Genomic DNA, 18,578 nt, shown 5'->3' with positions numbered 1-18,578 from the left:
AATTACTTTAAGAGATACTCCTTTAACTCGGTATACGTAATTAATAATGTAGATTTTTTCTCTTTATCCATAATCGCTTTAATACTCTGCGGAATATTTACAGCATCAACTATTGACTTCGGTATCACATCTAAAAACTTACAAGGATGCGCGGTTTCTAGAAATACACCATAGGTATCAGGATTCGATTCTTGATATTTTTTCAACGCCAAATATCCAATTGCGCCGTGAGGATCTGCTATATAATTATGTGTTTTATATAGCTGAATCATAGCATCTTCAGTTTCAGTATCACTATAACGATACGCTGAAAGGTGTTGTTTTAAGGTCGCATCATCATTATCGTGAATTTTTTGGATGCGGATAAAATTACTTGGGTCACCAACATCCATTGCATTACTAATTGTTGCTACAGATGGTTTTGCGGTATAGATTCCAGTTTTTAAATATTCTGGAACTATGTCATTCTCGTTAGTTCCTGCAACAAAATGGGATATCGGTAAACCCAGTTTTTGCGCCATCATTCCAGCACAGATATTTCCGTAATTACCACTTGGTACTGAAAATACAAGCTTCTTATCCAGAGACTTTAATTGTTTATAAGCCAAAAAGAAATAGAACATTTGTGGTAACCAACGCGCCACATTTATTGAGTTTGCTGAGGTTAAGTTGCGTTTCCCCTTAAAGTCTTTATCTAAAAATGCTTTCTTCACCATTGCTTGGCAATCGTCAAACGTGCCATTAACTTCAATAGCTTCAATATTTCCTCCCAAGGTTGTAAGTTGCTGTTCTTGTATATGGCTCACTTTTCCGCTAGGGTAGAGTATAACAACATTTACACCTTCAACATTATAAAAGCCATTAGCAACTGCGCCGCCTGTATCTCCAGAAGTGGCAACAAGTACGGTTACTTTTTCTGTATTTTTTTGAGAGGTGTTAAAATACCCTAAGCAACGTGCCATAAAGCGAGCACCCACATCTTTAAATGCTAAAGTAGGACCGTGATACAACTCTAGTGATCCTACATTTTCTTCAACAGAAACAATAGGAAATTTAAAATCTAATGTTTCAGAAATTATAGTTTTTAAATCGTTTTCTGGAATTTCATCTCCTACAAATTGTTTGATAACCTGATAACCGATTTCGGTAGGTGATAAATTTTCAATGGCATCATAAAATGATTTTGGTAATGCTGAAATATGTTCAGGAAAATACAAGCCCTTATCTTCTGCCAAGCCTTTACGTACTGCAGTTTCAAAGTTTACATGTTTTGCTTTTCCGTTTAAACTATAATAGGTCATAAACTGTGTAATTGTTATTCCGTTTTTATGCGGAAACTTCTTTAGTATTCCGTGCTTTAACACGAAAATTTTAATGAATCAGATTTAAATCAAATTCAGAAAGACAAGCATTAATCTATCAAATGCACGCCTTTCAAATTAATTTTTGATACGTATGTCTTGTATTCAATATCTGTAGTTTTATAAACATTTGTCATCGCTTCAGCAACAGCTTTAGCAGTTGTAAGGTCTTTACTCAGTGCAAAAATAGAAGGTCCAGACCCAGAAATTCCAACACCTAAAGCACCAGAATTTAACGCATGTTCTTTTACAGTATCAAAATTAGGAATAAGCGTTTTACGGTAAGGTTCTGCAACAACATCAACTAAAGATTTGCCAATAAGATCATAGTCGTTTTCATATAAGCCACTTATAAGTCCGCCTACATTTGCCCATTGTGTAATTGCATTAGTTATAGGAATGTCTTTAGGTAAAATATCTCTAGCATCTTGTGTTTTTATTTCAATTTGAGGATGTATTACACTCACCATTAAGTCATTTGGAACAGGAAGCTGTCTTACATCTAGAGGTTCATAAGATCTTATAAGTACAAAACCGCCTAACAAACACGCTGAAACATTATCTGCTATTGGAGATCCGCAAGCCACCTGTTCACCATACATAGCATACTTTAGGCATTGCTGTTCTGTAAAATAATTGTTTAGAAAATAGTTGATAGCAAACGCTGCGCCAGCAGAACTGCTAGCACTACTGCCTAAACCACTGCCAGACTTATAACCTTTGTGAATTTCTATATCTACGCCAAAATTTGCCTTAGCATCTTCTAACATAATTTTAGCCACAGCACTTGCGCAGTTTTTATCGGTCTCCTTTGGTAAAGAATCTACATTAATCTTAGTGATTCGAATAGCTTTAGTTTCAGTTTTGGTAAACGTCATGACATCACCAACTGCTTCTAAAGCAAAGCCTAAGGCGTCGAAACCACAAGACACATTGGCGACCGTTGCTGGACAGAAAATTTTTATCTGGTTTTTCATTTTCAATTAACTTGACTTCTTAATACTGATTTTTGTGCTCTAGAAATCAATTAAAGTCACACACATAAAGTGTAATTAAATTTTAATTCTTCCCTATTAATTTCCCTAAGATCTCGCTAAACTTATTACATCTCCAAATAGGCCAGATGCCGTCACTTCTGCACCAGCACCAGCACCTTTTATGAGTAATGGTTGATCTACGTAACGCTCTGTATTAAAAATGACAATGTTGTCCTTGCCTTCTAAGTTATACAGAGGATGCCCTTTTGGGATGTGTTGCAAGCCAACTTTAGCGCTGCCATTATTAAATTCTGCTACATATTTTAGCTTACAATCTTTTGCAGTTGCTTCAGCTAAAAGATTATTAAAATGATTGTTGTGTGTTTTTAAAGTTTCATAAAAAGCGTCTACACTTTCTGCATCCATTGAGGCTTGTGGTAAAAACATGTTATTCTCAATATCTTCAATATCCATTTGTAAACCACTTTCTCGCAAGAGAATTAAGATTTTTCTAGCTACATCTACACCGCTTAAATCTATTCTAGGATCTGGTTCTGTGTAACCTTCTGCTTGTGCTTGTTTCACAACATCGTGAAAGCTTATGGCATCATTAAAATTATTGAAGATAAAATTTAAGCTTCCGCTTAATACCGCTTTTATTGAGGTTACTTTATCACCAGAATTCACCAAATTATTTAAGGTGTTAATTACGGGTAATCCTGCGCCTACATTTGTTTCAAATAAAAATGGAGCATTGTATTTTTTAGATAAACGTTTTAGCTCTTTGTAATTGCTGTAATTTGATGAACATGCAATCTTGTTACAGGCTACAATGGCAATACTACGCTTAAGATATTCTGCATAGCTTTCTGCTACGCTTTGGTTGGCTGTAATGTCTAGGAAGATGCTATTTCTTAGATTTAAGGCATCAATATTTTCTATCCAAGTCTGTAAGGTTTGAGGCCTTCCAGATTTTAAGGCTTTTTTCCAATGTGATAAATCGACTCCCAATTCATTAAAATACATTTGTTTTGAGTTTGCCAAGCCTATTACCTTTATGTCAATCAATAACGTATCCATAAGGTGTTGTTGTTGTTTGGCAATTTGCTCTATGAGGCGATGTCCAACATTTCCAACGCCCATTATAAATAAGTTTAGCGTTTTTACTTGCTCTTCAAAAAACCTGTTATGTAAAATGTTTAAAGCTTTACTCACATCTTTTTTGGCAATTACAGCAGATATATTACGTTCTGATGCACCTTGGGCAATGGCTCTTATATTTACATTGTTTTCTCCCAAAGCACTAAACATTCTGCCACTTATACCTTGGTGAGATTTCATTTGATCACCAATGAGTGCTACTATAGCTAAACTCTCCTCAACTTGTACAGGATTAATTTTATGTTTGTCAATATCATACTCAAATTCTAAATGAAGAGCTTCAACAGCCTTAGTCACATCACTATCTAAAATACCTACACATATAGAGTGTTCTGAAGAGGCTTGTGTAATAAGAGCAACATTAATTCCATTTAAAGACAAGGCTTCAAACAAGCGTCTGGAATAACCAGGTACGCCAACCATACCATTGCCCTCTAGTGTTAGTAAGGCTATTTGCTCTAAATGGCTAATACCTTTAATTGGATTGTCTTCACTAACAGTTGGTACGATACGTGTGCCTTTATCTTCTGGAAAAAATGTATTCTTAATTAATATAGGAATGTTTTTGTCTAACACAGGTTGTATAGTTGGAGGATACAACACTTTAGCGCCAAAATGAGACAACTCCATAGCCTCTTGATATGAAATTTGAGCTATAGGAAAGGCTTGCTTAACCAATTTAGGGTGTGCTGTATACATACCGCTAACATCTGTCCAAATTTCTAATTGAGAAGCATTGAGAGCAGAAGCTAATATAGCAGCTGTATAATCTGAACCACCACGACCTAACGTAGTTGTTTCACCAATTTCATTTCTTGATATAAAACCAGGTAATACTGTTACAGAAGCTTTAGATGACTTAAAATACGATGTGATGTTTTGGTTGGTCAACTCTTCTTTTACATTGGCTTTGGTAAAATAAGAGTCTGTAGCGATAAGCTCTCTAGAGTCTTTAAGTTGCGCATCTTTAACATGTAGTTTTAAAGCTTCAGAAATAATATAGGAAGATAACAACTCACCAAAAGACAACACTTTATCTCTTGTTTTAAACGAAAACTCATTAATTAGATAAATGCCTTGAAGAATATCCTTTAAGCGCTCTAAGATAGCACTCACCTCACTAATAATGTCTTCCTTAATATGTTCTGGGAAAAGAGCTTCTACAGTTTCAAGGTGCCTTGCTTTTATAGCATCAAATGTAGTTAGGTAAGCCTCATCTTTAGCATTAGCAAGCTCACCAGCTTCTAATAGTACATCTGTAATACCGCCTAAAGCAGATACAACAGCAAGAAGTTGGGTGTCTTTTGCCTCAGATTTTAAGATATTAATAACTTTGGTAATATTCTCTGCATTGGCAACAGATGTGCCTCCAAACTTAAGTACGTTCACAATAATAAAATTTTAAGCTATAATACATAATTTATGAGCCTTTTGCATTTAAAACAAGAAGTTTATATGTCATTTTTTCTAAAACTTAGAAATCATTAATTATGTGATTGTAAAACATTGTATTTTTGAGAAATTTCTAATAAACTAACCGATTGTGCAGAATATTTTAAATTACATAAATGGAGAATTCCTAGAGCCTCAATCTCAAGAATGGTTGGATAATTATGAGCCATCTTCTGGTAAGGTCTATTCTAAGATTCCGAATAGTGATGAGCGTGATATTGCCTTGGCGGTGAAAGCTGCAGAAAACGCCTTTCCCAATTGGTCTAAAACAACTATTGAAGAACGTAGCTCAATTTTACAACGTATTTCTGAAAGCATCTTAGAGAATTTAGAAATTTTAGTTATTGCAGAAGCTAAAGATAATGGCAAACCAGAATCTTTGGCAAGAGCTGTAGACATACCTAGAGCAGCAAGTAATTTTAAATTTTTTAGTCAGGCAATTACACAGTTTTCTACCAATGCGCACGAAAGTGTTGGTTTAAATGCTGTAAATTATACCTTAAGAAAACCACTTGGTGTAGTAGGTTGTATCTCGCCTTGGAACCTACCATTATATTTATTTACGTGGAAAATAGCACCAGCATTAGTATCTGGTAATTGTGTGGTGGCAAAACCTAGTGAGGTTACACCAATGACAGCTTATTTGTTATCTAACATATGTCATAATGCAGGATTACCAAAGGGCGTACTTAACATAGTACATGGTTTAGGTACTACAACAGGACAAGCCGTTATAGAGCATCCAAACATAAAGGCTATTAGTTTTACTGGCGGTACTGCAACTGGAGAACATATTGCACGTACAGCAGCGCCAATGTTTAAGAAATTGTCTTTAGAGTTAGGTGGTAAAAACCCAAACCTCATATTTGCAGATTGTGATTATGATAAGATGCTGGAGACAACGGTTAGATCTAGCTTTGCCAATCAAGGTCAGATTTGTTTATGTGGAAGTCGCATTTTTGTTGAAGTTTCTATTTACGATAAATTTAAAACAGATTTTGTAAATAAAGTTTCTCAACTTAATGTTGGTCATCCTTCAAGTAAGGATACAAACGTAGGCGCTTTGGTGTCTAAACCACATTTAGAAAAAGTATTCTCATATATAGATAAAGCTGAAACCTATGGTGGTAAAATACTTACTGGAGGAAACAAAGTGACCGTTAAAGGTTACGAAGACGGTTATTATTTAGAGCCTACTATTATTGAGGTTTCAAGCAATGATTGTAAACTAAACCAAGAAGAAATTTTTGGACCAGTTGTCACACTAATGCCTTTTAAAACAGAAGAAGAAGCGTTACAATTGGCAAATGGTGTGCGTTACGGATTAGCAGCTACCATTTGGACTAATAATTTAAACAGAACAATGCGTTTATCTTCTGAAATTGAAGCTGGAATAGTTTGGGTAAACACTTGGATGATGCGTGATTTAAGAACGCCTTTTGGTGGTATGAAAGATAGCGGCGTTGGTCGTGAAGGTGGCTTTGAAGCCTTACGCTTCTTTACAGAACCAAAGAACGTGTGTATAAGCTATGAGTAAATTGATATTCAATTCAGGAAGTTTCGCGTAATGTTTAAGACGAAGCTCTTGGCTGATTGTAAAGATGAATGACATTTTAAAATAAATAGAACTAGTTTGTAGGTCTCGGCTACACTTGACAAGACAACTAGAACAAAAAATAAACTTACAGAAACTTTCAATTAGATTTTATTTTCTGATTGTTGGTTAAAGAAAACACTCAAATTATGAACCTATCCTTAACAAACAAACATGCATTAATCTGCGGAAGTACTGCAGGAATTGGAAAAGCTACTGCTATTGAACTGGCAAAACTTGGTGCAACCATTACCTTAGTAGCAAGGAATGAAGATAAACTAAAAGCTGTTTTGGCAGAGCTACCTAAGGAGCAACAACAAAACCATAATTACCTTGTTGCAGATTTTACAAATCCCGAAACCTTAAGAAAAACAGTAGAAAAAGCAACATCTAAAACTACCTATCATATCTTGCTTAATAATACTGGCGGACCAAAAGGTGGCCCAATTTATACTGCAGATACAACTGAATTTACAAACGCGTTTCAGCAACACTTAGTGTGTAACCAAATACTTACGCAAGCTGTAGTGCCAGGAATGAAAGATGCAGGTTATGGTAGGATAATTAATATTATTTCAACCTCTGTAAAACAACCTATAGATGGTTTAGGCGTAAGCAACACAATTAGAGGAGCAGTAGCAAGTTGGAGTAAAACTTTAGCTAATGAGCTAGGTCAATTTGGGATAACAGTTAATAATGTATTACCAGGATTTACTGCTACAGAACGCTTAGATCAGATTGTGACTAACAAGGCTAATAAAGCTAACTCTACAGAAGAAGAAGCTCGCCATGTGATGAAAAGTATTACGCCAGCAAGACGTTTTGCAGAACCAGAAGAACTTGCCTATGCTGTAGCTTTTCTAGCCAGCCCAAGCGCAAGCTATATTAACGGTATTAATTTACCTGTAGATGGTGGCCGTACTAAGAGTTTATAAAAATTTAATGCTCACTATATTTAGTATTGCAAAAGTATTAAACCAGCAATAGTTTAATATTTCTTTCTTGTTCCAATTAACTTTGTATTTTAGTAGGATTACTTCGGGCAAGGATAGAGGTGATATCCTCCCATTTTTCTTGGGAGATAAAGCCGATAGCCTGGTTTTTTGTAGCACCGCGAAAAAGAAGCCCGCCAAAACAGACTTGAACTATGACTAAACGAAAATTACGCATAAACGGCCATTCACACCTTTTACCATATCCTGAAGAAATTCCACAGTTTATGAAGGATAAAGGTATATTTTGGGTAGATAAGGATCGAAAATTTATGCTTCAAAAGGATTGGAGAAGGCCTGTTACCGATTCTAGTTTTTTCCTTAACGAGAAGTTGGAGTGGATGAACCGTTACAATATAGATCACGCTGTGGTGCTTAACTTATCCCAGCTTTATGGTAATGGGTTACGCGTGGAGGAAATGAAGAAAGCGTTGCGTTTTCAGAATGATTTTAATGCAAAGGTACAGCACGATAATCCATCAAAATTTACATGTGGTTTTGTGGTGCATCCTGGTTTTGTGCAAGGTGCGCTTTGGGAAATTGAACGCTGTGTAGAAGAACTTGGCTTGCAGCTTTTATGCTTGCCAACGCATTATATGGATACTATAGGAACGTGGCGTTGTATTTTTGATGAAGAAAATGAGCCAATTTTTGAGTTGGCAAGCAAGTATAATTTAGCGGTAGAGATTCACCCATACGATGGTGAGAAGTTTATACTTTTAGAGAACACGTCTTGGCGTTTTCACCTTATATGGATGTTGGCACAATGTGCAGATGCCTATCATTTCTTAACTCTAAACGGATATGCAGATAAATACCCTAATATGCGCACGTGCTTTGCACACGGAGGCCAGTTGGCACAGATAAATTTAGGCCGAAGAATACAAGGATTTGATGGTCGTCCAGATTTGTTTGAAGGTAAAACACACCCAAGAAAAGCAGTAGGACATAAGAACATTTTCTTTGATACCTTAGTTCACGATACGGGTTCCCTTAAACTTTTGGTAGAAAACCAGAAGCCAAAGCAGATTATAATGGGCTTAGATGATCCTTATCCGTTAGGAGAAATGGAAAGCGCGGTACAATCTTCTTATCCAGGTAAAATTTTAGATCTCGCACAAGAACGTGGCATACTAAATGAATCTGAATGTGATGATATATGGGAAAACAATGTTATACAATGGCTTTGTGGAGATGACCAAGATGCTAAGGATAAGTTGATGAAACGAATATTGAATGAATAATTACGATTATTATATTGAAAGCAGTTTTACTTATATTAATATCATTCATTTTTACTTATTCACTATTAATTAACCTCAATGCATTTTTTACCTGAAGATTTAGACGACTATGTTGTAGCGCATAGCCAACAAGAACCAAAGTTACTTCAAGATTTAACTCGTGAAACTTGGCAAAAGGTCTTGGCGCCAAGAATGTTAAGTGGGCATTTTCAAGGTCGTGTGTTAAGTATGATTTCTAAACTTATACAACCAACATCTATTTTAGAAATAGGTACTTACACCGGATATTCTGCTTTATGTTTAGCAGAAGGTATGTCTAAAGATGCCGTTTTACATACTATCGATATTAATGAGGAGTTGCAAAACTTCCAGCGTAAGTATTTTAATGCTTCTGGTTATGGTGACCGCATTATTCAACATGTGGGAGATGCTATGGAGATTATTCCAACATTAAACACCACATTCGATTTGGTTTTTATAGACGCAGATAAAGTAAATTACCCAAATTACTTTGAGTTGGTCATGCCATTGTTAAAATCTGGAGCTGTAATTTTAAGTGATAACGTTTTGTGGACCGGAAAGGTAATTGAACCTTTAAATCCTAAAGACAAAGACACAGCTGCACTATTAACATATAACAAATTGCTTAATACAGATGATCGTGTGGAAAGTGTCTTATTACCTATACGCGACGGATTAACGGTAACTAGAGTATTATAATTAGAGTAAGTAGTTAATGAAAAGATGCTAAGTAATTACTTAAACAATTTTCACTCACCAAAATACCTTATTAAAAATTGCTGGTAAGATTTATAGAATAAGAAGGCTATAACAGTACCAACAAAAGCACCAACCAAAATATCTCCAGGATAGTGTACACCTACATAAATTCGGCTCATTATAAAGAGTATAGGCCAAAGGTACATGATATAAATCCATTTGTATTTTTCACGTAATGTAAGGACTAAAAAAGTAGTCACTACAAAAGAAGATGAGGAGTGGCCTGAGAAAAAACTATAATTGTCCGGCGTTTGCAATATGCGAATAACGTCTGCAAGGTCTGTTACATTATTAGGTCTTAAGCGAGCAACAGCAGCTTTTGTAAAATTTGTAAACGCAAGTGTTGTTGCAAATGAAGCAACTAAGCTAACTATTGTAAATGCAGCTTTTTTCCAGTGAAATGCTAAGAAGTATAATATAAAGAATAGGATAAAAAGTGGAACCCAATGCTTAATCTGCGTTACGAAAATCCAAAACGCATCATAATCTTCAATTCCTAAACTGTTAAGATAGACAAACAACTCACGATCCCAATTTTTGAGTTGCTCTACCATTAAAAGCGGCGTTTTATGGGACCAGTTATCTCATCGATATCATCATTAACCTGGTCTACCTCTTTCTTTATATCCTTGGTAATGTCTAAATCCATACCGTGTTTTTCGGCACTTTTAGAAATTTCAGATTTAATATCATTTGTAGCACTCTTTATAGAACGTAAACCTTGTCCTAAACCTCTGGCAATTTCTGGAATTTTATCTGCTCCAAAAACCATCACGAGGATGAAGATAATAAAGGCAATTTCTGCACCACTAATAAATAACGGAAGTATCATCATAATTATCTGCAAATATACGTAGGGAATAGTGCATAAAAAAAAGCACATCAAAGTATTTTAATGTGCTCCTTAAAAATAAATTTTATTTGCTTAGCCTTTTTTCAAAGTTACCCTAACCTCACCTGTATTGTTATTTTTAGTAACATCTACACGCTCAATACTGTCTTTATCTAAAGCGTCTACTTTTTCTTTAGATGATATTTTGCCATCAATAAAGTATGTAATGTCTTTAGAGACAACATTTGGCTTAGCATTACCGTCTTTAAGAATGATTCTAACTTCACCTGTACCATCGTTTTTTACAACATTTACAGAAGCAATGTGATCTGGCTGTAATGCATCTACATTTGCTTTAGTTACTACTTTTTCATTTATATAGTACACAATATCTTGATCGTCTTGATCTGTTTTTATCTCAATAACGTTGTGATTGTTTCCAACGTGATTAGCATTGTCACTAATTACTATAACCTCTTTACTGTTATCCTTGATATGAGTTGAATGTGATATAGTGCTATCTACATTTAAAGCTGGCTCAGAGTGTTGTTTAATAGTAACTTTTTGCTCTTTTGTATCTAATTGAATGCTGAAGGCTTGAATGCCCTTGGTATTCTTAAAGGCATAATTTTGTGAGTCCTCCTTATAATTTATAACAAGTTTTAAAGCAGTAATACGATCTCCCTCGCGCTTTATATTTTTGAAATTAACCTTAGCGTCATAGGTTGAAAATTTGTCTTCAATTGTTTTTAAATCCTCCTTGGTAGAAACATTCATTACTATAAATTCAACAAGCTCACGAGAAGAGGTTGCTTTAGAGCGTTGCGTAATTGTAATTAATTCTGTTTTTGGAGATTCACTTTCAGGACTTTCTATATTAGAAGAAGTTGAAGCAATTGATTGAGTTTCTGAAACTGCTGAGTGTTCTTGAGCAATTGTCTTTACATTAAATGTAAAAATAAAGCCTAGTAATAGTGGAGCTATTAAGCTCATTTTCCAAAGACTTTTACGGTTTGAAGCTGATTTGTTTAACATAATGATTCGTTTTTTGATGAATGATTGATAAAAATTTGTGGTGATTTCTGGATAAGAGTTTCGAGCAGAAGTTCGTACCATAGCCAATTGGTAGTCACGTTTACAAATGCTTGTGTCAACGGTACTGCAGTCTGCGAGAAACTCAAGATTTTGCTCTATGTTATTCTTGTAAACCCAAGCTAAAGGATTAAACCATTGTAATGTTATTAGAAGGTTAGCTAGAATTACATCTAAAGTATGATATTGTTTTACGTGAATCTCTTCGTGTTTTAATATAAGTGCCAACTCGTTAGTACTGTGAAGTGATGGATTGTAAATTATATAATTCAGAAAAGAGAAAGGCGCTATTTTGTCTTGAACTTTAATATAGTTTATGCCTTTTTTATTTAAGCTGTTTTTCTTAAGAATGAATCGCTTAAGTGACAAGAGTTGTATTACAAAACGACCGCCAACTATAGCTACACCAATACTATAAGTAGTAAGAGCAATTAGCCACCAATTAGGTTGAAATCCCTGTTCTGCAATAGGCGTTATATTATTTAGTATGGTTCCCTCAAGTGTAACAGGAGCTACATATACAATTTTAGTAATGGTAACTAATGGGATACAGATGGCAGAAATTAATCCACCAATCAAGAAGTAGCGATTGGCTTTAAAAAGCGTTTCTTTTTGAAGGCATATTCCATATACCAAAACAAACAAACCAATTATAGTGGCACTTTTAAGTAAGAAAAACACAAGCGTATCCATATTATTTATTTTCTATGAGGTTAAGAATTTCTCTAAGTTCTTTTGCAGATATTTTTTCTTCCTTAGCAAAAAATGAAACAAGATCTTTATAAGAATTTTCAAAATAACCATCCATAGCAGTAGCTAAAAAGGTTTTGCTGTATTGCTCTTTAGTAATTATAGGGAAATATTGATGTGTTTTCCCAAAAGCTTGATGAGCTACGTAGCCTTTATCTTCTAAGTTTCTCACAATGGTAGAAATGGTGTTATAATGATTTTTTCCGGATAGTTTAGAAACAATGTCTTTTACAAAGGCACGTTCCAACTCCCATAACACCATCATTATATCTTCTTCTTTAGCTGTTAACTTATCCATAGTATAAATTTGATAAGACAAACTTAAAACTATTTTTGTAGTTATACAACTATAAAAATAGTTATTTAACTAAATAAGTAGTTTTTTATGTGTTTGATTGTTGGCAATTAGTAGGTTAGCCTAAAATATCGTTTAGGACTTTTGCTAAACGTAATCCGCTTTTATGAAGTTGTGTTCTTACCAATGGGAAGTTTTCATACATATATTCATAACCAAGCTTATCACCAGAATTTGCAGTTTTGTAAACTGTTTGTACTAATGCGCGAGACTCATTTGCCCAATCTAATACAGTGCCAGCTTGCCATTGTTTAATTTGAGTTTTGGTAAGGTCTTCTCTGTTAGAAGATAATTCTGAATAACTCATTTTATAAAAGTCAATCATCTCACTATCCCAAACACGGTGTAGGTTAGAGCCTTCATTAAACCAGCGCACTTGTATATCATTACCACCTTTATCTTCAGATCTGCCAGTATGTAATGGTTGGTGTAAGTCTCCTATAAAATGTACTAAAAGTTTCAGGTAAAATGCACGGTCATCTTTAGATAAGGTTTTGTTTTGCACTTTGGTCCTACACTCGTTAATAGCTACAATTATATCACCTTTAGGATTTTTTTCCGCTTCATCATAAGAAGTATCAAAAGGTACATTTACATAATGCCAAGGTCCATATGCTCTATATTTTTTGTCGCTTCGTATTTCATCTGCATAGATAGAAACTTCAGCAAGAGAGGTACCTTCTAAAATATCTTTAATTGCTTTTCTGGCTTTTCTGTTAAGATGTTTAGAGGCAATTTCGCCCACAGCACGATGGCCCGTTTTTCCCCAATCATTTTTAATTTCTAAAGCTTCAGAAGGCATATTATTTGAAGAAGCAGAGAATGAGGTTAATACAACTAAAGAGAGTATAAGTAGGTATTTCATTTTAAATATAATTTTCAGCAAAAATAAGAAAGCTAAAGTGACCTTAAAGTTAAATTAAGCAATCCTCTAATTTTAATTAATATTTTTGGTATAGCTTTTGAATTTTGATGTAACAATTTATAATATATAACGTCTTATACCCTATGAAATGTAATCGATTATTTCCTGTTTTATTAGTGTTGTTTTGCGCCCTAACAGTCAACGCCCAAGGTGTTTTATCTAAAGAAGGACAGCAAATAAAGGTAGATACGCTGCAAAAACTTAAACTAACTCCGTTTGTACATGGTACTTTACAACTTCCTAAAGATGGTAAAGCAGAAAAACTAATTGTTTTTATCATGGGTTCTGGAGATGTAGATAGAGATGGTAACCAGGCAACCTCTAGGCGAAATACATTTAAGAAAATGGCAGACCAATTGGCTAAAAAGGGGATTGCTACATTTAGGTATGATAAACGCGTAATACCAATGTTAAAGCAAAATATGGATTATAGAAAAATCTCCTTTAACGATTTTATTAAAGACGCCAAGGATGCAATCGCTTATTTTAGAAACGAAGGAAACTATAGTCAAATATATATTGCTGGCCATAGTCAAGGTTCACTGGTAGGTATGTTAGCAGCAAAAGACACAGCAGATGGCTTTATCTCGTTAGCAGGACCATCTACTACTATAGATGAGGCTATAGTATCTCAATTAGAACAACAAATGGGTATGGGTAAAGAAGCAGAATATGCCTTTAATGCCTTACGAAAAGATGGAAAAGTAACTGATTACAATAAAGGCTTAGCAAGTATTTTTAATGAAGATTTACAGCCATTCTTATTATCCTGGATGCCTTACAATCCTACTGAAGAAATTAAGAAATTAGAGATGCCAATATTAATTATAAATGGCACAAAAGATTTACAAGTTACCGTAAAAGATGCTGAGGTTTTACATGACGCAGCACCAGAATCTGAACTCAAGATTTTTGAAAATATGAATCACGTTCTTGTCACTATTGAAGGTGATGACCTTGAAAACGCAAAATCCTATAATGAATCTTGGAGACCTCTAACTATGGGATTGGTCGAGACGATTGCTAATTTTGTAACAAAAAACTAACCCCCAAACTAACAAATATTTAACTTATGAAATTATTGTACACAGCTGCCATTGCAGCATTCTTATTAGTAGGTTGTGGTACACCAAAAGCACCGCTATCTGCTACACAAAAAGAAACACCTAAAGTAGTTCTCACCTCTGTAGATCTTATTAATGTGACAGATGATAAGGTATCTGTGGTTGTAAATCCGCCAACTATTACAGAAAAGGAAATAAAGTTTTCTTTGCCAGCCATAGTGCCTGGTACTTATAGTAGAGATGATTATGGTAAGTATATCGAAGCTTTTAAAGCTTTAGATTATAGTGGAAACGAGCTTCAATTTACTAAAGTAGATGATAACACGTGGAGCATTTTAAATGCAGACAAGCTAGATAAAGTAACATATTTGGTTAACGATACTTTTGATATAGAAAGTGAGCACGATATTTTTTCTCCAACGGGAACCAATATAGCTTCAAATAACTATGTTTTAAATATGAATGGTTTTATAGGCTATTTTAACACCTTGAAAAACCTTCCTTATGAAGTTTTAATTAAGCATCCAGAAACATTGTATGCAGGGACATCCTTAAATGAATTAGAAATACCTAAAACTAAAGATAGTCTTACAGCTGCCAACGCAAATTATTATAAAGTAGACCGTTATGCAGATTTAATAGACAGTCCAGTAATGTATACAGAGCATGAACCTGTATCGTTTACTGTTGGAGAAACAGAAGTGTTAATAAATGTTTTCTCACCTAACGGAACCTATTCTGCTGAAGATTTTAAACCTGTAATCTCGACAATGGTTGAAGCTCAAAAAGCTTACCTAGGAGATTTAAAGACAACAAATAAGTATGCAATTTTAGTATACTTATCTACAGTTGGAGCAGAAGATGCTCAAGGTTTTGGTGCATTGGAGCACAACACATCTACGGTAGTTGTTATGCCAGAGCAATATCCTAAACAATTATTAGATAAAGCGATGGTAGATATTGTTGCACACGAGTTTTTTCACGTTGTAACACCATTAAGTATTCATTCTGAAGAAATTCATTTTTTTGATTTCAATACACCTAAAATGTCTCAGCATTTATGGATGTATGAAGGTGTAACTGAATATTTTGCACAACATTTTCAAGTGTATGAAGGCTTAGTAACTCCAGAAGAGTTTTATGATGTTATAGTATCAAAAATAGATAACGCAAAACGTTATACTGGTGATTTTTCATTTACTGAAATGAGTAAGAATGTTTTAGAAGAGCCTTATAAAGATGCCTATGCAAACGTGTATGAAAAAGGTGCATTAATAGGAATGTGTATCGATTTAATTATGCGTGAGCAGAGTAATGGTGAAAAAGGATTAATAGATCTTATGAAAACACTTACTAAAAGGTTTGGTAGTACAAGTCCTTTTAGTGATGATACGTTTATTGAAACTGTTGCCGCATTGTCTTATCCAGAAGTAGGTAATTTTTTAAGAGATCACGTACAAAATAATGGTGCTATTAATTACACAGAATATTTTTATTTGGTAGGATTAGAGTTTGCTGAAACTAAAACAAATACGGCATTATTAGCAAGTCAAGACGTTCAATATATCAGAGGTAATGAAGCAGGTGAAATTGTATTTGTAAATGGAGAGTTAAACAGCACGTTGCAAGATTTAGGTGTTTTAGGTGGAGATGTTTTAGTAAGCTTTAATAAGAAAGAATACAACCTATCTACAGCTAGAGGATTAATAATTGCTACAAACGGATTAGCAGAAGGAGATACTGTTACTCTAACGGTAAAGCGTGACGGTGAAACAGTAACTTTATCTGGTAAATATAGTACACCTTCATATTTAGCTAATAAACTTGGAGAGAGTCCTTATGCTACAGAAGAGCAGAAAGCTTTAAGAGCTGCTTGGTTAAATAAGTAGACATTTTACAAGACATTTAAGATTGACTTTAAAATCGTATTTTGCGCAATACAGATTTTAAAGTCAATTTTTTTTATGGAAAACACACCTTTCTTTGCAAATGATGCTATTGTCTTCGGGTTGTTAATGGTAGCCTTAGGAGCTGTATTTTATACATCATCTAAACAAAGTGGTTTTTGGAATAAATTTTACAAAGTAGTTCCTGCATTATTAATGTGCTACTTAATTCCTGCCATCTTTAATTCTTTAGGGATTATAAGCGATGAGTTTTCTAACCTTTATTATGTAGCAAGTAGGTATTTACTGCCAGCTTCATTAGTGTTAATGACACTAAGTATAGATTTAAAAGCTGTTTTCAACTTAGGTCCCAAGGCGTTAATTATGTTTTTTACAGGAACTGTAGGAATAATAATTGGAGGTCCTTTAGCAATCTTACTAATCTCTGCAGTATCTCCAGAAACAGTTGGTGGTGCTGGTCCAGATGCAATATGGCGCGGTCTTGCTACTTTAGCAGGAAGTTGGATTGGTGGTGGTGCCAACCAGGCAGCTATGCTGGAAATTTTCAAATACAACCCAGAGAAGTATGGAGGAATGGTGTTTGTAGATATTGTTGTTGCCAACCTATGGATGGCAATTGTATTAATGGGAATCGGGAAAACAGAACGAATAGACCGTTGGTTAAAGGCAGACTCAAGCGCAATTACAGAGCTTAAGGAAAAAGTAATTGCCTATTCTGAAAAGGTAACGCGAAACCCAAGCCTCTCAGATCTTATAATTATGTTAGCTATAGCATTTGGAGCTACCGGAATAGCACATTGGGGATCAGAAATTATAGCAGGATTCTTAGCTTCAAATTTTGAAGTTTTCAATGATAAGACCTCTGCATTATCTTCATTTACATCTACATTCTTTTGGATGATTACTATAGCCACAACTATTGGTGTACTATTATCATTTACCAAAGCAAAACAATACGAAGGTGCTGGTGCAAGCAAGATAGGTAGTGTGTTTATTTATATCTTGGTTGCAACCATTGGTATGAAAATGGACTTAACAATGATTTTTGACAATCCAGGTTTAATAGCTATTGGTTTAGTCTGGATGGCTATTCATGCTGGTCTTTTAATAGTAGTTGCTAAACTTATTAGAGCACCATACTTCTTTCTTGCAGTTGGCAGTCAGGCCAATGTTGGTGGAGCCGCATCTGCACCTGTAGTGGCAGCTGCTTTTCATCCGTCTTTAGCTACTGTAGGCGTTCTTTTAGCTGTATTAGGATATGTTGTAGGAACTTGGGGCGCTTTATTTTGTGCAAGATTAATGGAAATAGCTTCATAAACCCATTCGTAAATTTCAATAAAAAGTGCATATTTGCCCGCTCAAATTCAATACATAATCAATGAAATATTTAGTAGTAATTTTAATGTGTTTTGCTGTTGTAGCCTGTTCAACAAAAGAATCTAACCTAGTAATTACCGGTAAAGTAGAAGGCCTTAAAAAAGGAAAGCTGTATTTACAGAAAATAGAGGATACGCTTTTAGTAAATATAGATTCTGTAATTGTTGATGGTGATGCTAATTTTGAATTTGAAGCATTAGTTAAAAGTCCACAAATACATTACTTATACTTAGATAAGTTAGACAACAGTGAGTTTGATGATAGAATTAGATTTTTTGCTGAAGAAGGTGAAATGACTATTAATACAACACTCAAAAATTTTGAAGAAGCTACAATTGAAGGTTCAGAGAATCAAGTTAAGCTTGAATATTTTAATGCTATGATTAAGCGTTTTAATAAAGAGAACCTAGCCTTGGTAAAAGAAGATTTTGAAGCTCAGAAAGCTAATGATCAAGATAAATTATTAGAATTAGAAAAGCGCTTTGACCGTAATTTAAAACGTAGATATCTTTATACCGTAAACTATGCTTTAAATCAAAAAGATTTTGAGGTAGCTCCTTATCTAATGGTTTCTGAAGTTTTTGATGCTAATATTAAATACTTAGATACTGTTTATAACAACTTAGCGCCTAAGGTTAAAAAGTCATTTTACGGCGAAGAGCTTAAAAGCTTAATAAAAGAACGCAAAACATTAGAATAGTAGATTGCCTATCTA

The 18,578-nt window shown here is 34.5% G+C and carries 16 protein-coding genes; 8 read left to right on the top strand and 8 right to left on the bottom strand.

What is annotated here, in order from left to right; translation table 11 throughout:
- Positions 1 to 2: 2 nt before the first annotated feature.
- The 3 genes from thrC to thrA form a co-directional block, all read right to left on the bottom strand.
- Positions 3 to 1,301 carry a threonine synthase gene (gene thrC / locus CL818_RS10830; protein WP_272973611.1) on the bottom strand — a complete coding sequence of 433 codons (1,299 nt, stop codon included), beginning with the start codon at positions 1,299 to 1,301 and terminating at the stop codon, positions 3 to 5.
- A gap of 110 nt (positions 1,302 to 1,411) precedes the next feature.
- Positions 1,412 to 2,338, bottom strand: coding sequence for a homoserine kinase (locus tag CL818_RS10825; protein ID WP_272973612.1), 927 nt, complete (start codon positions 2,336 to 2,338; stop codon positions 1,412 to 1,414).
- A 105-nt stretch (positions 2,339 to 2,443) separates the two neighbouring features.
- Positions 2,444 to 4,888, bottom strand: a complete 2,445-nt coding sequence (gene thrA, locus CL818_RS10820) for a bifunctional aspartate kinase/homoserine dehydrogenase I (RefSeq protein WP_272973613.1) — start codon at positions 4,886 to 4,888, stop codon at positions 2,444 to 2,446.
- 154 nt (positions 4,889 to 5,042) lie between these two features.
- On the opposite strand from thrA, the gene CL818_RS10815 reads away from it, so the two are divergent.
- The 4 genes from CL818_RS10815 (at position 5,043) to CL818_RS10800 (ending at position 9,501) form a co-directional block, all read left to right on the top strand.
- On the top strand, positions 5,043 to 6,488 hold the full coding sequence (locus CL818_RS10815) for an aldehyde dehydrogenase (RefSeq protein ID WP_272973614.1): 1,446 nt from the start codon (positions 5,043 to 5,045) through the stop codon (positions 6,486 to 6,488).
- Positions 6,489 to 6,694: 206 nt separating this feature from the next.
- Positions 6,695 to 7,480 carry an SDR family oxidoreductase gene (locus tag CL818_RS10810; RefSeq protein ID WP_272973615.1) on the top strand — a complete coding sequence of 262 codons (786 nt, stop codon included), beginning with the start codon at positions 6,695 to 6,697 and terminating at the stop codon, positions 7,478 to 7,480.
- Positions 7,481 to 7,692: 212 nt separating this feature from the next.
- Entirely contained in the window at positions 7,693 to 8,781 is a 1,089-nt protein-coding gene (locus tag CL818_RS10805) for an amidohydrolase family protein (RefSeq protein ID WP_013187245.1), read from the top strand.
- A gap of 78 nt (positions 8,782 to 8,859) precedes the next feature.
- On the top strand, positions 8,860 to 9,501 hold the full coding sequence (locus CL818_RS10800) for an O-methyltransferase (protein WP_013187247.1): 642 nt from the start codon (positions 8,860 to 8,862) through the stop codon (positions 9,499 to 9,501).
- Positions 9,502 to 9,551: 50 nt separating this feature from the next.
- Here the strand turns inward: CL818_RS10800 and CL818_RS10795 are convergent, their stop codons facing one another.
- The 5 genes from CL818_RS10795 to CL818_RS10775 all read right to left on the bottom strand — a co-directional run bounded on the left by CL818_RS10795 (position 9,552) and on the right by CL818_RS10775 (position 13,455).
- Positions 9,552 to 10,115: a phosphatase PAP2 family protein gene (locus tag CL818_RS10795; RefSeq protein ID WP_272973616.1), complete on the bottom strand. Its 564-nt coding sequence runs from the start codon at positions 10,113 to 10,115 to the stop codon at positions 9,552 to 9,554.
- Positions 10,115 to 10,396: a Sec-independent protein translocase subunit TatA/TatB gene (locus CL818_RS10790; RefSeq protein WP_041240951.1), complete on the bottom strand. Its 282-nt coding sequence runs from the start codon at positions 10,394 to 10,396 to the stop codon at positions 10,115 to 10,117. The genes CL818_RS10795 and CL818_RS10790 overlap by 1 nt, the downstream gene beginning before the upstream one ends.
- Before the next feature lie 90 nt (positions 10,397 to 10,486).
- Positions 10,487 to 12,178 carry a M56 family metallopeptidase gene (locus CL818_RS10785; protein ID WP_272973617.1) on the bottom strand — a complete coding sequence of 564 codons (1,692 nt, stop codon included), beginning with the start codon at positions 12,176 to 12,178 and terminating at the stop codon, positions 10,487 to 10,489.
- 1 nt (position 12,179) lies between these two features.
- Entirely contained in the window at positions 12,180 to 12,533 is a 354-nt protein-coding gene (locus tag CL818_RS10780; RefSeq protein ID WP_272973618.1) for a BlaI/MecI/CopY family transcriptional regulator, read from the bottom strand.
- Positions 12,534 to 12,648: 115 nt separating this feature from the next.
- The gene (locus CL818_RS10775) at positions 12,649 to 13,455 is read right to left on the bottom strand and encodes a S1/P1 nuclease (RefSeq protein WP_286973000.1); all 807 of its coding nucleotides are present in this window, start codon (positions 13,453 to 13,455) and stop codon (positions 12,649 to 12,651) included.
- Positions 13,456 to 13,598: 143 nt separating this feature from the next.
- Between CL818_RS10775 and CL818_RS10770 the strand changes: the two genes are divergently transcribed.
- The 4 genes from CL818_RS10770 to CL818_RS10755 all read left to right on the top strand — a co-directional run bounded on the left by CL818_RS10770 (position 13,599) and on the right by CL818_RS10755 (position 18,563).
- Positions 13,599 to 14,561, top strand: coding sequence for an alpha/beta hydrolase family protein (locus CL818_RS10770; protein ID WP_272973620.1), 963 nt, complete (start codon positions 13,599 to 13,601; stop codon positions 14,559 to 14,561).
- Positions 14,562 to 14,587: 26 nt separating this feature from the next.
- Positions 14,588 to 16,468 carry a M61 family metallopeptidase gene (locus tag CL818_RS10765; RefSeq protein WP_272973621.1) on the top strand — a complete coding sequence of 627 codons (1,881 nt, stop codon included), beginning with the start codon at positions 14,588 to 14,590 and terminating at the stop codon, positions 16,466 to 16,468.
- Between the two features lie 75 nt (positions 16,469 to 16,543).
- Entirely contained in the window at positions 16,544 to 17,803 is a 1,260-nt protein-coding gene (locus tag CL818_RS10760) for a DUF819 family protein (protein WP_272973622.1), read from the top strand.
- A gap of 61 nt (positions 17,804 to 17,864) precedes the next feature.
- Positions 17,865 to 18,563, top strand: coding sequence for a DUF4369 domain-containing protein (locus CL818_RS10755; protein ID WP_219359642.1), 699 nt, complete (start codon positions 17,865 to 17,867; stop codon positions 18,561 to 18,563).
- Positions 18,564 to 18,578 lie beyond the last annotated feature (15 nt).

It is taken from the genome of Croceibacter sp., assembly GCF_002716225.1.
GTDB lineage: Bacteria > Bacteroidota > Bacteroidia > Flavobacteriales > Flavobacteriaceae > Croceibacter > Croceibacter atlanticus.
The sequence above is the reverse complement of the archived record's forward strand: the minus strand, read 5'-3'. Positions and strand labels throughout refer to the sequence as shown.

Bases quoted from the DNA above. Each gene is read 5' to 3' on its own strand.
- thrC (WP_272973611.1), bottom strand. From the start codon at position 1,301: ATGACCTATTATAGTTTAAACGGAAAAGCAAAACATGTAAACTTTGAA.
- CL818_RS10825 (WP_272973612.1), bottom strand. From the start codon at position 2,338: ATGAAAAACCAGATAAAAATTTTCTGTCCAGCAACGGTCGCCAATGTG.
- CL818_RS10810 (WP_272973615.1), top strand. From the start codon at position 6,695: ATGAACCTATCCTTAACAAACAAACATGCATTAATCTGCGGAAGTACT.
- CL818_RS10805 (WP_013187245.1), top strand. From the start codon at position 7,693: ATGACTAAACGAAAATTACGCATAAACGGCCATTCACACCTTTTACCA.
- CL818_RS10800 (WP_013187247.1), top strand. From the start codon at position 8,860: ATGCATTTTTTACCTGAAGATTTAGACGACTATGTTGTAGCGCATAGC.
- CL818_RS10795 (WP_272973616.1), bottom strand. From the start codon at position 10,115: ATGGTAGAGCAACTCAAAAATTGGGATCGTGAGTTGTTTGTCTATCTT.
- CL818_RS10790 (WP_041240951.1), bottom strand. From the start codon at position 10,396: ATGATGATACTTCCGTTATTTATTAGTGGTGCAGAAATTGCCTTTATT.
- CL818_RS10785 (WP_272973617.1), bottom strand. From the start codon at position 12,178: ATGGATACGCTTGTGTTTTTCTTACTTAAAAGTGCCACTATAATTGGT.
- CL818_RS10780 (WP_272973618.1), bottom strand. From the start codon at position 12,533: ATGGATAAGTTAACAGCTAAAGAAGAAGATATAATGATGGTGTTATGG.
- CL818_RS10775 (WP_286973000.1), bottom strand. From the start codon at position 13,455: ATGAAATACCTACTTATACTCTCTTTAGTTGTATTAACCTCATTCTCT.
- CL818_RS10770 (WP_272973620.1), top strand. From the start codon at position 13,599: ATGAAATGTAATCGATTATTTCCTGTTTTATTAGTGTTGTTTTGCGCC.
- CL818_RS10765 (WP_272973621.1), top strand. From the start codon at position 14,588: ATGAAATTATTGTACACAGCTGCCATTGCAGCATTCTTATTAGTAGGT.
- CL818_RS10760 (WP_272973622.1), top strand. From the start codon at position 16,544: ATGGAAAACACACCTTTCTTTGCAAATGATGCTATTGTCTTCGGGTTG.
- CL818_RS10755 (WP_219359642.1), top strand. From the start codon at position 17,865: ATGAAATATTTAGTAGTAATTTTAATGTGTTTTGCTGTTGTAGCCTGT.